Source organism: Streptomyces sp. NPDC051740 (assembly GCF_044453165.1).
GTDB classification, from domain to species: Bacteria; Actinomycetota; Actinomycetes; order Streptomycetales; family Streptomycetaceae; genus Streptomyces; species Streptomyces atrovirens.
The window spans coordinates 111,756-125,140 of the sequence record NZ_JBITCL010000015.1 but is presented as its reverse complement, the minus strand read 5'-3'; the positions used below and the strand labels follow the sequence as shown (position 1 = coordinate 125,140).

The window sequence follows — 13,385 nt, the reverse complement described above, 5'->3', positions numbered from 1 at the left end:
ACACATCAACAATCCGTAAACAGATCGTAATTGAGAGTAAAGGACTGGCATAGACTTTCTGGGCAAATGGGTGAATCAATCACTCCAGCGAGTGATGCAGCTATTTCATCGGCTTGTCGTATTAATTCCTTCTTCGTTCCGTGCGACTTTGACGGCGCTGTCGGCCTGGACCGGCACTGCACCAGACGAAGCCCTCATCGAGCTCGGCCCGAGAGAAGGAAGAAGGTGGGCGGATGGCCGCCACCCACGGAATCGCCACGGGCACTGTGATCGCCGCGGTATGCGTCGCCTCGCTCGCCGGCTGCGGGACCGGCGCCGACAGCGCCGGCGAGCAGGCGCGTGACCAGGAGAAGGCCAAGCCGGCTCCGGCACCGAAGAACGTCGTCCGGCTGATCGGCGACGGCTCCACCGCGTACACCGGGGCACAGCCGCACCTGTCCCGGCCCGAGCGGCTGAAGCACGGTGAGAAGCCCCCGCAGTTCGTGGTCTTCTCCTGGGACGGCGCGGGCGAGGACGGCCAGAAGCTCTTCTCGCATTTCCGCAAGGTCGCCAAGGAGAACAACGCGACCATGACGTACTTCCTGAGCGGCGTGTACCTGCTGCCGGAGGAGAAACGCGATCTGTACCGCCCGCCGCAGCACTCCCCGGGCCGCTCCGACATCGGCTTCAACGACCAGGAGGGCATCGCCGACACCGTGAAGCAGCTGCGCCTCGCGTGGCTCGAGGGCAACGAGATCGGTACCCATTTCAACGGGCACTTCTGCGGCAGCGGCGGTGGGGTCGGCGAATGGTCGGTGGCGGAGTGGAAGGAGGAGATCGCCCAGGCCAAGCGCTTCGTGAAGACCTGGAAGACCAACACCGGCATGAAGAACTCGGCCCCGCTGCCCTTCGACTACGACAAGGAGCTGATCGGCGCCCGCACCCCCTGCCTGGAGGGACAGAAGAACTTCATGAAGGCCGCCCGCGACCTGGGCTTCCGCTATGACACCAGCGGGGTCAACGACCAGGTGTGGCCGAAGAAGAAGCAGGGCCTGTGGGACCTGTCGATGCAGCTCGTGCCCTTCCCCGGGCACTCCTTCGAACAGCTCACCATGGACTACAACTTCATGGTCAACCAGTCCGGCACCACCACCCAGGGCGACCCCGCCAAGCACGAGATGTGGGGCGACCAGATGAGGGACGGCCTCCTCCGGGGCTTCGAGCGGGCCTACAAGGGCAACAGGGCGCCCCTGATCATCGGCAACCACTTCGAGTCCTGGAACGGCGGCACCTACATGCGGGCCGTCGAGGAGGTCGTCGAGGAGGTGTGCACCAAGTCCGACGTGCGCTGTGTCTCCTTCCGGCAGTTGGTGGACTGGCTGGACGCCCAGGACCCGGGGACCCTGGCGAAACTGCGCACGCTGGACGTCGGCGAGGCCCCGAAGAAGGGCTGGAAGCCCTTCCTGTCCGGCGATTCCGCGCCGGCCCCCAAGGGGGTGCCCGGAGCCCCGGCCGGGAAGCGGTGAGCGTCAGGCGGACGCCGTGACGTTCTCGCCGAGCACGAAGCCGGGGTCGATCTGGGCCGCCAGGTCGACCCCGGTGCGCTCGTCGCCCCACGACCGGGCGTTCTTCAGATGGAAGTGCGCCATCTGGCGGGTGTAACGCTCGCGGTCCCGCGACTCGTACGTCGCGTCGGCGGCCGAGTGCAGCAGGCGCAGCGCGTCCCGGTTGGGCTCCTCCAGGAGGTCGAACCGGGGCGGCCGGCCCTTCTCCATGGCCCGGATCCAGTCCGAGTGCCCCACCGTCACCAACAGGTCCTCCCCGGCCTCCGCGCGGAGGAAGTCGAGGTCGTCCGGGCCCTGCACCTTGTTGCCGACGACCTTCAGGGTGACGCCGAAGTCGCGGGCGTACTCCTTGTACTGGCGGTAGACGGAGACCCCCTTCCGGGTCGGCTCGGCCACGAGGAACGTGATGTCGAAGCGGGTGAACATGCCGGAGGCGAAGGAGTCCGAGCCGGCTGTCATGTCGACCACGACGTACTCGCCGGGGCCGTCCACCAGGTGGTTCAGGCACAGCTCCACGGCTCCGGTCTTGGAGTGGTAGCAGGCGACCCCCAGGTCGGCGTCGGTGAAGGGGCCGGTGACCATCAAACGGACGGCCCCGCCGTCGAGTTCCACCGGCCGCGCACAGGCGTCGTAGACCGGATTGTCCTCGCACACCCGCAACAGCCGGGAGCCCTCACCGGGCGGAGTGGTCTTGATCATCGTCTCGGCGGACGCGATGCGCGGATTGGTGCCGCGCAGATACTCCTTGATCAGCGGCAGGTGCTCTCCCAGCGCGGGCAGCGCGGCCGCCTCCGCCTCGTCCAGGCCCAGTGCGGCCCCGAGGTGCTGGTTGATGTCGGCGTCCACCGCGACGGCCGGGGCGCCGACGGCCGCGAGATGACGGATGAACAGGGAGGACAGGGTCGTCTTTCCGCTGCCGCCCTTCCCCACGAAAGCAATTTTCATGTTCACCAAGCGTAATGGAGTAGTAGCTATATGTGGCAGTGGGGCGTGAAGAAGACCACTCCTTCGTGGGGCGGGCGCCGGAGGTGCGTAGTGTCGTACTCATGAGTACGACAGGCGCGACCGACGACCCGCTCGCCGCCCTGGGCTCCCTGCCCGGAGTGGCCGACTCCGTGGAGTCCGTGCGCAAGGCCGTGGACCGGGTCTACGGGCACCGGGTCATGCGGCGGCGCAGCAACGAGATCACTTCCGAGGCGGCGCTGCGCGGCGCCCGTGGCTCGGCGGCGCTGTCGGGCGCGGACTGGGCCCTGGAGGAGGTGCGCCGGCGCAGCGACTTCAGCGGCGACGACGGCGCCCGCACGATGGGCGCGGCACTGCGGCTGACCGCCGAGGCGGGGCAGTTGCTGTCCATCTGGCGGCAGTCGCCCCTGCGGGTCCTGGCCCGGCTGCACCTGGTCGCGGCGGCCGACAAGGCCGAGCGGGTCGGGCGTCCCCGGCAGGAGGGCGAGCCGGTCGACGAGCCCCTGATCGGACTCGGTCTGCCGGGCGCGGCGGAGGCGCACGGCCGACTGGACGGGCTGTCCGAGCTGATCGTCGCGGGAGGTTCCGCCCCGGCGCTGGTGACGGCGGCCGTCGTGCACGGCGAACTTCTCGCGCTGCGCCCCTTCACCTCCCACAACGGCCTGGTCGCGCGTACGGCCGAACGCATCGTCCTGGTCGGCAGCGGTCTCGACCCCAAGTCGGTCTGCCCGGCGGAGGTCGGGCACGCCGAGCTGGGCCAGGAGGCCTACATCAGGGCGCTGGAGGGATATGTCTCCGGTACCCCCGAGGGCGTGGCGGCCTGGATCGCCCATTGCGGGCGCGCGGTCGAGCTGGGGGCGCGCGAGTCGACGGCCGTGTGCGAGGCGCTCCAGCGCGGGGCCGCGTAGGAGGGACCGGAGAAGAACCCGGCAGAAATGCGGCGGTACGAGTACTCGTACCGCCGCTGGCATGTCCACCGCGTTACCAGGCGTCCTCGATATGTGCCCATCAGGTCGGGAACTTCGCCCGTCACCTGGTGCGGCTGGCCCGTAATCGACGGGTCGACGTCGCGTGGGTTCCCGGTGTTCATGCTCGGTCCGTGGGGCCACACATGCGTTGGTGAGGGTGATCCTCGCGGATGCCCTTGGTCTCGCGGGCCGTTAAATCCTTTGTACTCCGGGTGCGAAGCAAGCGGAAGTCCTCACCCTGCTTCTTTGCTTTTGGCCTCAAAGCCGACCCAAACGGGCGCCGACGGGGCGTTCGCGGCCGGCGATCGGCGGGAGGGCTCGCGCGGGAGACGGTCAGGCGACCGTCGTACGGCGCCGGCTCGCGTACCAGACGAGGCCCGCGGTGGCCGCCGCGGCGCCTATGGCGGCCGCCGCGACCAGGGCGGGGCGCGGCGGTACGGAGAACGCGGGGAAGCGCTGTTTGAGCCGTACCGGCCGGTGGAAGTCGAGGATCGGCCACTCCCGCGCGAGTGCCTCCCGGCGCAGTGCGCGGTCGGGGTTCACGGCGTGCGGGTGGCCCACGGACTCCAGCATCGGCACATCGGTCACCGAGTCGCTGTAGGCGTAACACCGGGCCAGGTCGTAGCCCTCCGACTCGGCCAGCTCCCGGACCGCCTCGGCCTTGGTCGGGCCGTACGCGTAGTACTCCACCTCGCCGGTGAAGCACCCGTCGTCGCCTACGACCATACGGGTGGCCACCACCCGGTCCGCGCCGAGCAGTTCGCCGATCGGCTCGACCACCTCGGCGCCCGACGTGGACACGATCACGACGTCGCGTCCCGCGGTGTGGTGCTGCTCGATGAGGGTGGCGGCCTCGTCGTAGATGATCGGGTCGATCAGGTCGTGCAGCGTCTCGGCGACGATCTCCTTGACCTGCTGCACGTTCCAGCCGCGGCACAGTGCGGACAGGTACTTGCGCATCCGCTCCATCTGGTCGTGATCGGCGCCGCCGGCCAGGAACACGAACTGGGAGTACGCGGTGCGCAGGACAGCCCTGCGGTTGATCAGGCCGCCTTGATAGAACGACTTGCTGAACGTGAGCGTGCTCGACTTCGCAATGACCGTCTTGTCCAGGTCAAAGAAGGCGGCTGTGCGGGGCATCGAGTGGTTTTCCACGTCCTTGAGCATAGGCGCAGCCCATTCGGCGTAAGGTGGGGCGTGTGGGTTTGCCTGAGAGGGCTCTCGGGTACACCATGGAAGTCACGGATCGTTCGCGACCGTGTCTAACCCGGTCCGACTCCTCCCCCCCCCGAGTCGGCCGTGGGGACGACCCCCGCTCTCCCCCCCGGCGGGGGTCGTCGCATGTCCGGGTGGGTTTTCCTCATTCTCCTCGCGGTTGGTGCACCGTGCCGGTGCCGTGCGCACGGCTATATGTCATGTACATGAATAGTTACCCGCGGTAGTCGTCGGACTGCTCTGCGGAAGTCGCACAGGAGGTGTGCGGGACTCACCGGTTTGGGTGACCGCGATATTCACAGGCGTCGCCCCGTCCACAGTTATCGACCAAGATCCACATGTTTTTCCGGATCGCCGCATCGTGATTCCGACGCGCCCGCTCGCCGCGAGTTCGCACCCGGTTCCGTTTGTCGGGCCGCGTACGGCCGGTTTCCGCCGGCCGTTCAAAGAAGAACCGCTTGCCGGCTCTTCACACGTCTGGGAATCGCGGGGCCGCAGGGGCTGCGCGAGAGATGCAGCAAAGGGGGACGAACATGTCCGGAACCATCACCCACGATCCGCCGCCGGCCACCGGAGGAGGCCGGCCGGGCGCACCGCTGATCCTCACCGAGGACGCCGGACTCCTCGACGACCTGCTGCGCCTGTGCGCGGCGGCCGGCGCCACGCCGGAGGTCCATCACACGGTGCCGGAACCAAGGGGCAGCTGGGAGGCCGCACCACTCGTCCTGGTCGGGGACGACGCCGCGCGACGGGTGCGCGGAGCGACACGCAGGCCGGGAGTGGTGCTGGTCGGCCGCGACCAGGACGACTCCGGGGTCTGGCGGCGGGCCGTCGAGATCGGCGCCGACCACGTGCTGATGCTGCCCGACGGCGAGCAGTGGCTGGTCGACCGCATCGCCGACGTGGCCGAAGGCGTCGGACGGCCCGCCCTGACCGTCGGTGTCATCGGCGGCCGGGGCGGCGCCGGGGCGTCCACGCTCGCGTGCGCGCTCGCCGTCACCTCCGCGCGTGAGGGACTGCGCACCCTTCTCGTGGACGCCGACCCGCTGGGCGGCGGACTCGACGTGGCCCTCGGGGGCGAGACGGCCAAAGGGCTGCGCTGGCCGGCGTTCGCCGCGTCACACGGCCGGGTCGGTGGCGGCGCCCTGGAGGAGTCACTGCCGGAACTGCACTCGCTGAGGGTGCTCAGCTGGGACCGCGGCGACTGTCTCGCCGTACCGCCCAGGGCCGTACGCGCGGTGCTCGCCGCGGCGCGGCGCGGGGGCGGCACCGTCGTGGTCGACCTGCCGCGCCGCGTCGACGACGGGGTCGCCGAGGTCCTCGCCCAGCTCGACCTCGGGCTCCTCGTGGTCCCCGCGGAACTGCGCGCCGTCGCGGCGGCGGGCCGCGTCGCCTCCGCCGTGGGCATGGTCCTGCGTGATCTGCGGGTGGCGGTACGCGGGCCGTACGCGCCGGGACTGGACGACCGTGAGGTGGCCCGGCTGCTCGGGCTGCCCCTCGCCGGAGACGTGCCCGCCGAGCCCGCCCTGCGGCGCCCGTACGAGGCGGGCCGGCCGCCCGGGGCCTCGGGCCGGGGCCCGCTGGCCCGCTTCTGCAAGGAGTTCTGGGAGCGGGCGCTGGCGGAGGCGAGGACGGCATGAGGAGGCCGGTGACGAGCGGAACGGTCATGCCTCCCGGCCTGCTCGACGGGGTGCGGCGGTGGCTGGCCGAGAGCGGGGCCGAGCCGACGCCCGCGCGGGTGGCGCAGGCGCTGCGGGACCAGGGGCGGGTGCTCGGTGACGCCGAGGTGCTCGGAGCGGCCGAGCAGTTGCGGTCCGAGCTGGTCGGCAGCGGGCCGCTGGAACGGCTCCTGTCCGAGCCCTCGGTGACCGACGTGCTGGTGTCGGCGCCGGACCGGGTCTGGGTGGACCGGGGCGGCGGGCTGGAACTGACCGAGGTGGCCTTCTCCGACGAGACGGCCGTCCGGCGTCTCGCCCAGCGGCTCGCCGCCGTGGCCGGCCGGCGCCTGGACGACGCCCGGCCCTGGGTCGACGCGCGGCTGCCCGACGGGACCAGACTGCACGCCGTGCTGCCCCCGGTGGCCGTCGGCGGCACCTGCCTGTCGCTACGGGTCGTACGACCGCGCGCCTTCACCCTCGACGAGCTCGTGGCGGCCGGAACGGTCCCGCCGGGCGGGGACCGCGTGCTGCGGGCACTGCTGGACGCGCGGCTGTCGTTCCTCGTCAGCGGGGGGACCGGCAGCGGCAAGACGACCTTGCTGAGCGCGCTGCTGGGGCTGGCCGGGCCGGACGAGCGCATCGTCCTGGCCGAGGACTCGGCGGAACTGCGGCCCGACCACCCGCACGTCGTGCGCCTGGAGACCAGACCCGCCAACCAGGAGGGCGCGGGCCTGGTCACCCTGGAGGACCTGGTGCGGCAGGCGCTGCGGATGCGGCCGGACCGGCTGGTCGTCGGTGAGGTGCGCGGCCCGGAGGTGGTCCATCTGCTGGCCGCCCTCAACACGGGCCACGACGGTTCGGGAACGGTCCATGCCAACGCCGCCACCGACGTACCGGCCCGGCTGGAGGCGCTCGGTACGGCCGCCGGACTCGACCGGTTCGCCCTGCACAGCCAGGCGGCGGCCGCCCTCTCGGTGGTGCTGCACCTCGTACGCGACCGGAGCGGACGGCGGCGGATCGCGGAGGTGCATGTGCTGGAACGGGACCCGTCTGGGCTGGTGCGGACGGTGCCGGCGCTGCGGTGGGGCCCGCAGGCCTTCACCCGGGAGCGGGGATGGCAGCGCCTGCGGGAGCTGCTCCGGAACGCGAACACCGGCGGACCGGACGAGGGGATCGGAGGATGAACGGGACGACCGACGTGTCGACGGGTGCGGCCGTGGCGTGCCTGGGGACCGCGGCCTGGCTGCTGGGCGGAGGACATGCCGGGGCCAGGCGGGCGCGGCTGCTGCTGGCCGGCGGAGGCGCGGTGGGCAGCGGACCGCCGGGGTGGCCCAGGATGACCCGCGCGTGGGGGCGGACGCGCGGGCGGCTGCGGGCCGAGTGGTGGTCGTTGGCCGCCGGCCTGGTGCTGGCGGTGCTGGGCGCGTCGCTGCTGCCGGTCGTCGCGGGGGCGGCCGGGGTGCCTTTGCTGAGGCGGGTGCGGCGGGCCGCCGGGGAACGCCGCGCGCGGGAGGGCCGCGGCGACGCGGTGATCGCGTTGTGCGGGGCGCTCGCCGGGGAGGTGCGCGCCGGCCGGCAGCCGGGTGAGGCGCTGCTGCCGGCCGCGCGGGACTCCGGCGGGCTCGGTGACATGCAGGCGACGGTGCTCGCGGCGGCGCGCTTCGGCGGGGACGTCCCGGAGGCGCTCGCGAGGGCGGCACGGCAGCCGGGTGCCGAAGGGCTGCGGGGACTCGCCGCGTGCTGGCGGGTGGCGGTGGACCAGGGAGCCGGGCTCGCGGCCGGACTCGACCGGCTGGAAGCGGCGCTGTGCGCCGAACGGGACCAGCGGGCCGACCTGCGCGCCCAGTTGGCCGGCGCCCGCGCGACGGCGGTGCTGCTCGCCGGGCTCCCTGTCGTGGGCCTGGCCCTCGGTGCGGCTCTCGGCGCCGACCCGCTGCACATCCTGCTGCACACACCGTCGGGACTGGTCTGTCTGGCGGTCGGCGGGGTGCTGGAGGGCCTGGGGCTGTGGTGGGCGCTGCGGATCATGCGGGGCGCCGAGGAGGGGACGGCATGAGCGGGGACCTTGTCCACAGGCTGGGGGCAGTGGTGGGGACGGTGTTCACGCTCGCCTGGCTGGCGGGGTGGTGGGGCCGCGCGCGGCGCGAGCGGAGAGCACGGCGGCGACTGGCCGAGGTACTGGCCCTGGAACGGACGGCGACCGCCTCGCACCACACGCTGCTGCGCACCGCGCGGAGTTGGCTGCCGTACGCGGGCGTGGCGGGCGCCGGATGGGTGCTGGTGGGGGGCCCCGCCGGAGTGGTGGCGGGGCCGGCCGTCGCGGCCGGACTGTGGTGGTGGCGTCTGCGGCAGAAGGCCGCCGCTCCGCACGCGCGGGAGACGGACACCGCCGGGGCGGAACATCGACTGCCGCTCGCCGCCGACCTGCTGTCCGCCTGCATCGAGGCCGGCGCCGGCCCGGTACTCGCCGCACAGGCCGTCGGAGAAACCTTGGGCGGACCGGTCGGAGAGGCGCTGGCGCGGGGCGCGGCGGAGGTACGGCTCGGCGGTGAACCGGCCGCGGCATGGCGCCGGCTGGCGTCGGTGCCGGGCGCCCGGCACCTGGCCCGACTGCTGGAGCGGGCCGATGTGTCCGGACTTCCCCTGGCCGCTCCCGTGGCCCGGCTCGCCGCCGAGGCCCGCGCGGAGTGGACCCGCGCGGCGACGGCACGGGCCCGGCGGGCGGCCGTCATGGTCAGCGCGCCGGTGGGGCTGTGCTTCCTGCCCGCGTTCATCACGGTCGGCGTGCTGCCCGTGGTGATCGGACTCGCGGGCGGGGTGCTGGGAGGAGGTGGTGCCTGACGGGAGACGACCGACGGTAGCGGCAGGACTCACAAGATCAAGACGACTACTCCATACGGGGGTTGAGATGTATCAGGCGGTACGGGCACGACTGCGTGCCCTGGTGTGCAAGGTGCGTACGGCACGGAGGGACACCGGAATGGTGACTTCGGAGTACGCGATGGGCATCGTGGCGGCGGTGGCGTTCTCCGTCGTGCTCTACAAGGTGGTCACCAGCGGACCGGTCGCCGCGGCGCTGCGGAACATCGTGCAACAGGCACTCGATGGCCGGGTGTGAGCGGCGTGCGGACCGCGGGTTCGTGACGGCGGAGTCGGCCATGGTGCTGCCCGTGCTGGTGATGTTCGCGACGGCACTGGTCTGGGGTCTGCTTGTGGTGGCGGCACAGATCCAGTGCGTCGACGCGGCGCGCGCGGGCGCCCGCGCGGCGGCCCGGCAGGATCCCCCTGACGCCGTCGTCGAGGTGACCCGCGAGGCGGCACCGCCCGGCGCGAGAGTCACGGTGAGCCGGGAGGCCGAGCAGGTCCGGGTGGTCGTCGAGGCCAGGCCTCCGGTCCTGCGCGGACTGCCCTTCGACCTACGGGAGGAGGCCGTCGCCGCGGTGGAGGAGACGGTGGGGGCGGCGACGTGAGGGCCCGGTTCCGGGAGCGGCGGCCGGCGGACGGGCGGCGGCCCGCGCGGTGTTCCGACCAGGGGTCGGCGACCGTCTGGAGCGTCGGTGCGATCGCCGTGCTGTGTGTGGTGTTCGGCGTCGTCCTTGCCCTGGGACACGCCGTCGTGGTCCGGCACCGGGCGGCCGGCGGCGCGGATCTGGCGGCGCTCGCGGCGGCGGACCACTGGACGCGGGGCGGTACGGCGGCCTGCGCCCGGGCGGACCGGGTGGCCCGGGCACAGGGCACACGGCTCGTACGGTGCGTGATCACCGGCGAGGTGTCGGACGTGTCGGTGGCGTCGGGCCGAGGGCCGTTCGCGGCGGAGATCAGGGCCAGGGCGGGGCCTGCGGGTCCGGCGGAACCTCCGCGCCCGGGGCCGGCTCCGGGCGGGTTCGGGACGCCGGGGCCGGCTCGGACTCAGGGCGGGACCGGGGCGCCGTGACCAGCCCGGGTTCCGGATGCGGCCAGGGTTCGGGATCAGGCGCGGAGCCGGAACAGGCGCGGAGCCGGAACAGGACTCGGCTCCGCATCAAGCCCGCGTTCCGCTTCAAGCCCGCGTTCCGCACCAGGACCGCGTTCCGTGTCGGGCCCGGTTACGCCTCAGCGGTCCCGGCCGCCCCCGCGGCGTCCTCCGAGCCCTCCGGCTTCTCCGCCGGTGCGCCCTCCAGCAGCACCGTGAGGAGTCGTACCGCGCCCCGCTTGTGCAGGGGGTCGTTGCCGTTGCCGCACTTGGGGGACTGGATGCAGGAGGGGCAGCCGGCGTCGCACTCGCAGGAGGCGATGGCCTGACGGGTGGCGGTGAGCCAGGCGCGGGCGGTGTGGAAGGCGCGCTCCGCGAAGCCCGCACCGCCCGGGTGACCGTCGTAGACGAAGACCGTGGGCAGCAGCGTGTCGGGGTGCAGCGGGATCGACACACCGCCGATGTCCCAGCGGTCGCAGGTCGCGAAGAGCGGCAGCATGCCGATCGACGCGTGCTCGGCGGCGTGCAGGGCACCACCGAGGATCTCCGGGTTGATCCGGGCCCGGTCCAGCTGGTCCTCGGTGACCGTCCACCACACCGCGCGGGTGCGCAGCGTACGAGGAGGGAGGTCGAGCTTCGTCTCGCCCAGCACTTCGCCGGTGATGACCCGCCGACGCAGGAAGGAGACCACTTGGTTGGTGACCTCGACGGAGCCGTAGCACAGGCGGCCGTCGCCCCACGGGATCTCGGTGTCCGTCTCCAACACGGAGATCGACGTCGTGTCCCTGGCCACCGTCGTGTACGTCGGCGTTGCCCGCTCGACCAGGGCGACGGAGTCCTCCAGGTCGAGCGAGCGGACGAGATACGTCAGGCCCTGGTGCAGATGGACCGCGCCCTCGTGGACGCTCGTGTGGGCCGCGCCCGCGTCGACCGTGCCGAGCAGCCTGCCCGTACCGGCCTCGACGACCTGGACCGGCCGGCCGCCCTGCCCCCGGATGTCGGTCAGGTCGGCGGCCCGCTCCCGGCGGGTCCAGTGCCAGGCCTTCGTCCGGCGGCGCAGCAGCTTCGCGGCCTCCAGTTGCGGGAGCAGCTCCTCGGTGGCCGGGCCGAACAGGTCCAGGTCCTCCTCGGTCAGCGGCAGTTCCTCGGCCGCCGCGCACAGGTGCGGGGCGAGCACGTAGGGGTTGTCGGGGTCGAGGACGGTGGACTCCACGGGCCGGTCGAAGAGAGCCTCCGGGTGGTGGACGAGGAAAGTGTCCAGGGGGTCGTCGCGGGCGACCAGGACGGCGAGGGCACCCCGCCCGGACCGCCCCGCGCGTCCGGCCTGCTGCCACAGGGAGGCCCGGGTGCCCGGATAGCCGGCGATGACCACGGCGTCCAGGCCGGAGACGTCCACGCCGAGTTCGAGGGCGTTCGTCGCCGCGAGGCCGAGCAGTTCGCCGGAGTGCAGGGCGCGTTCCAGGGCGCGGCGCTCCTCGGGGAGGTAGCCGCCCCGGTACGCCGCGACACGCCGGGCCAGCGAGCGGTCGACCTCGGCGAGGCGTTCCTGGGCGATCACGGAGATCAGCTCGGCGCCGCGCCGGGAGCGTACGAAGGTGACCGAGCGGATGCCCTGCACGGTGAGGTCGGTCAGCAAATCGGCGGCCTCGGCGGTGGCCGTACGGCGGACCGGTGCGCCCTTCTCGCCGTGCAGCTCGGTCAGCGGCGGCTCCCAGAGGGCGAACACCAGTTCACCGCGCGGTGAGGCGTCGTCGGCCACCTCCACGACCGGCACGCCGGTGAGGCGGCGGGCGGCGACCGCGGGCTCGGCGGCGGTCGCGGAGGCCAGCAGGAACACGGGCGAGGCGCCGTAGCGGGCGCACAGGCGGCGCAGGCGGCGCAGCACCTGGGCGACGTGCGAGCCGAAGACGCCCCGGTAGGTGTGGCACTCGTCGATGACGACGTACTTCAGCGACTTGAGGAAGGAGGACCAGCGGGGGTGGGCCGGCAGGATGCCCCGGTGCAGCATGTCCGGGTTGGTCAGCACGTAGTTGGCGTACTGGCGGATCCACTCGCGTTCCTCGAACGGCGTGTCGCCGTCGTGGACGGCCGCGCGCACCGAATGGCCCAGTGGTTGTGAAAGTTCCTTCACGGACCGGCACTGGTCCGCCGCGAGGGCCTTCGTGGGGGCGAGGTACAGGGCGGTCGCGCCGCGGCCGTTCGGGGCCTCGGCACCGTCCAGGAGCGTGGACAGGACGGGCATGAGGTACGCAAGGGACTTGCCTGACGCGGTGCCGGTGGCGACCACGACGGACTCGCCGTCCAGGGCGTGCTCGGCGGCGCGTGCCTGGTGGGCCCAGGGGTGCTCCACGCCCGTGGCCCGTACGGCGGCGAGGACCTCCGGACGGATCCGGTCCGGCCAGACGGCATGGCGACCCTCGCGCGGGGGCAAGTGCTCCGTATGAGTGATGCGCGAAGCCCGGTTCGGTCCGGACGCGAGCCGGTCCAGGACCGCGCCCGGGGCGGGCCCGGACGGGAGGTCCGTCGGGGGTCGATCGGATCGGTGATTCTTGGCCATCGGCACCGAGTGTGTCACTGGCGTGACGGACAATGGGGCCAAGGCGTCGTGCACGCCTGCCGGTAAGTGATTGAATGCCATCGCGGCTGGCGAACCGTCCCGGGGGCTGAGCCGAGATGTCCCAAGGGCGACCGCTCGATAGCTAGGTGCTGGAGGATCCGTGGACCTGTCCCTGTCGACCGAAACCATGGGCGATCGCACGATCGTCAGGGTCGGTGGCGAAATCGACGTATATACCGCGCCCAAGCTGCGCGAACAGTTGGTCGAGCTGGTGAACGACGGCAGTTTCCACCTTGTCGTCGACATGGAAGGCGTGGACTTCCTCGACTCCACCGGACTCGGCGTGCTGGTCGGCGGCCTGAAGCGCGTCCGTGCCCATGAGGGCTCACTGCGCCTGGTCTGCAACCAGGAGCGTATTCTCAAGATCTTCCGCATTACCGGCCTCACCAAGGTGTTCCCGATCCACACCTCGGTCGAGGAAGCGGTGGCGGCCACCGACTGACCACCCCGCTCCCGGGCCGCGTGCCC

13 protein-coding genes are annotated in these 13,385 nt (G+C 72.3%); 10 read left to right on the top strand and 3 right to left on the bottom strand.

Annotated elements, in window-relative coordinates; all coding sequences use genetic code 11:
- Positions 1–233 precede the first annotated feature (233 nt).
- Positions 234–1,505, top strand: a complete 1,272-nt coding sequence (locus ACIA6T_RS24505) for a hypothetical protein (RefSeq protein ID WP_399448604.1) — start codon at positions 234–236, stop codon at positions 1,503–1,505.
- A 3-nt stretch (positions 1,506–1,508) separates the two neighbouring features.
- On the opposite strand, the gene ACIA6T_RS24500 is transcribed toward ACIA6T_RS24505, so the two are convergent.
- Positions 1,509–2,489, bottom strand: a complete 981-nt coding sequence (locus ACIA6T_RS24500; protein ID WP_399448603.1) for an ATP-binding protein — start codon at positions 2,487–2,489, stop codon at positions 1,509–1,511.
- Between the two features lie 101 nt (positions 2,490–2,590).
- Here ACIA6T_RS24500 and ACIA6T_RS24495 point away from each other — a divergent pair, with 101 nt between their 5' ends.
- On the top strand, positions 2,591–3,415 hold the full coding sequence (locus ACIA6T_RS24495; RefSeq protein ID WP_399448601.1) for an oxidoreductase: 825 nt from the start codon (positions 2,591–2,593) through the stop codon (positions 3,413–3,415).
- 393 nt (positions 3,416–3,808) lie between these two features.
- Here the strand turns inward: ACIA6T_RS24495 and ACIA6T_RS24490 are convergent, their stop codons facing one another.
- A complete protein-coding gene (locus tag ACIA6T_RS24490) occupies positions 3,809–4,642 on the bottom strand; it encodes an HAD family phosphatase (protein WP_217127976.1) in 834 nt (277 codons plus the stop codon).
- 581 nt (positions 4,643–5,223) lie between these two features.
- Here ACIA6T_RS24490 and ssd point away from each other — a divergent pair.
- The 7 genes from ssd (at position 5,224) to ACIA6T_RS24455 (ending at position 10,282) form a co-directional block, all read left to right on the top strand.
- Positions 5,224–6,330 (top strand): septum site-determining protein Ssd, encoded by a 1,107-nt coding sequence (gene ssd, locus ACIA6T_RS24485; protein WP_399448599.1) that lies wholly within the window; start codon positions 5,224–5,226, stop codon positions 6,328–6,330.
- Positions 6,327–7,532, top strand: coding sequence for a TadA family conjugal transfer-associated ATPase (locus ACIA6T_RS24480; protein WP_399448598.1), 1,206 nt, complete (start codon positions 6,327–6,329; stop codon positions 7,530–7,532). Before ssd ends, ACIA6T_RS24480 begins: the two co-directional genes overlap by 4 nt.
- Positions 7,529–8,404 (top strand): type II secretion system F family protein, encoded by an 876-nt coding sequence (locus ACIA6T_RS24475; RefSeq protein WP_399448597.1) that lies wholly within the window; start codon positions 7,529–7,531, stop codon positions 8,402–8,404. Before ACIA6T_RS24480 ends, ACIA6T_RS24475 begins: the two co-directional genes overlap by 4 nt.
- Positions 8,401–9,189, top strand: coding sequence for a type II secretion system F family protein (locus tag ACIA6T_RS24470; RefSeq protein ID WP_399448596.1), 789 nt, complete (start codon positions 8,401–8,403; stop codon positions 9,187–9,189). The genes ACIA6T_RS24475 and ACIA6T_RS24470 overlap by 4 nt, the downstream gene beginning before the upstream one ends.
- Positions 9,190–9,256: 67 nt before the next feature.
- The gene (locus ACIA6T_RS24465; RefSeq protein ID WP_385054343.1) at positions 9,257–9,466 is read left to right on the top strand and encodes a DUF4244 domain-containing protein; all 210 of its coding nucleotides are present in this window, start codon (positions 9,257–9,259) and stop codon (positions 9,464–9,466) included.
- Positions 9,453–9,818 carry a TadE family type IV pilus minor pilin gene (locus ACIA6T_RS24460; RefSeq protein ID WP_399448595.1) on the top strand — a complete coding sequence of 122 codons (366 nt, stop codon included), beginning with the start codon at positions 9,453–9,455 and terminating at the stop codon, positions 9,816–9,818. Before ACIA6T_RS24465 ends, ACIA6T_RS24460 begins: the two co-directional genes overlap by 14 nt.
- A complete protein-coding gene (locus tag ACIA6T_RS24455) occupies positions 9,815–10,282 on the top strand; it encodes an Rv3654c family TadE-like protein (RefSeq protein ID WP_399448594.1) in 468 nt (155 codons plus the stop codon). The genes ACIA6T_RS24460 and ACIA6T_RS24455 overlap by 4 nt, the downstream gene beginning before the upstream one ends.
- 151 nt (positions 10,283–10,433) lie before the next feature.
- On the opposite strand, the gene ACIA6T_RS24450 is transcribed toward ACIA6T_RS24455, so the two are convergent.
- Entirely contained in the window at positions 10,434–12,938 is a 2,505-nt protein-coding gene (locus ACIA6T_RS24450) for a DEAD/DEAH box helicase (RefSeq protein WP_399448593.1), read from the bottom strand.
- A 79-nt stretch (positions 12,939–13,017) separates the two neighbouring features.
- Between ACIA6T_RS24450 and bldG the strand changes: the two genes are divergently transcribed.
- Positions 13,018–13,359, top strand: a complete 342-nt coding sequence (gene bldG, locus ACIA6T_RS24445; protein WP_003991900.1) for an anti-sigma factor antagonist BldG — start codon at positions 13,018–13,020, stop codon at positions 13,357–13,359.
- Positions 13,360–13,385: the final 26 nt, after the last annotated feature.

Coding starts and splice junctions, on each gene's coding strand:
- ACIA6T_RS24505 (WP_399448604.1), top strand. CDS start 234: ATGGCCGCCACCCACGGAATCGCCACGGGCACTGTGATCGCCGCGGTA.
- ACIA6T_RS24500 (WP_399448603.1), bottom strand. CDS start 2,489: ATGAAAATTGCTTTCGTGGGGAAGGGCGGCAGCGGAAAGACGACCCTG.
- ACIA6T_RS24495 (WP_399448601.1), top strand. CDS start 2,591: ATGAGTACGACAGGCGCGACCGACGACCCGCTCGCCGCCCTGGGCTCC.
- ACIA6T_RS24490 (WP_217127976.1), bottom strand. CDS start 4,642: ATGCTCAAGGACGTGGAAAACCACTCGATGCCCCGCACAGCCGCCTTC.
- ssd (WP_399448599.1), top strand. CDS start 5,224: ATGTCCGGAACCATCACCCACGATCCGCCGCCGGCCACCGGAGGAGGC.
- ACIA6T_RS24480 (WP_399448598.1), top strand. CDS start 6,327: ATGAGGAGGCCGGTGACGAGCGGAACGGTCATGCCTCCCGGCCTGCTC.
- ACIA6T_RS24475 (WP_399448597.1), top strand. CDS start 7,529: ATGAACGGGACGACCGACGTGTCGACGGGTGCGGCCGTGGCGTGCCTG.
- ACIA6T_RS24470 (WP_399448596.1), top strand. CDS start 8,401: ATGAGCGGGGACCTTGTCCACAGGCTGGGGGCAGTGGTGGGGACGGTG.
- ACIA6T_RS24465 (WP_385054343.1), top strand. CDS start 9,257: ATGTATCAGGCGGTACGGGCACGACTGCGTGCCCTGGTGTGCAAGGTG.
- ACIA6T_RS24460 (WP_399448595.1), top strand. CDS start 9,453: ATGGCCGGGTGTGAGCGGCGTGCGGACCGCGGGTTCGTGACGGCGGAG.
- ACIA6T_RS24450 (WP_399448593.1), bottom strand. CDS start 12,938: ATGGCATTCAATCACTTACCGGCAGGCGTGCACGACGCCTTGGCCCCA.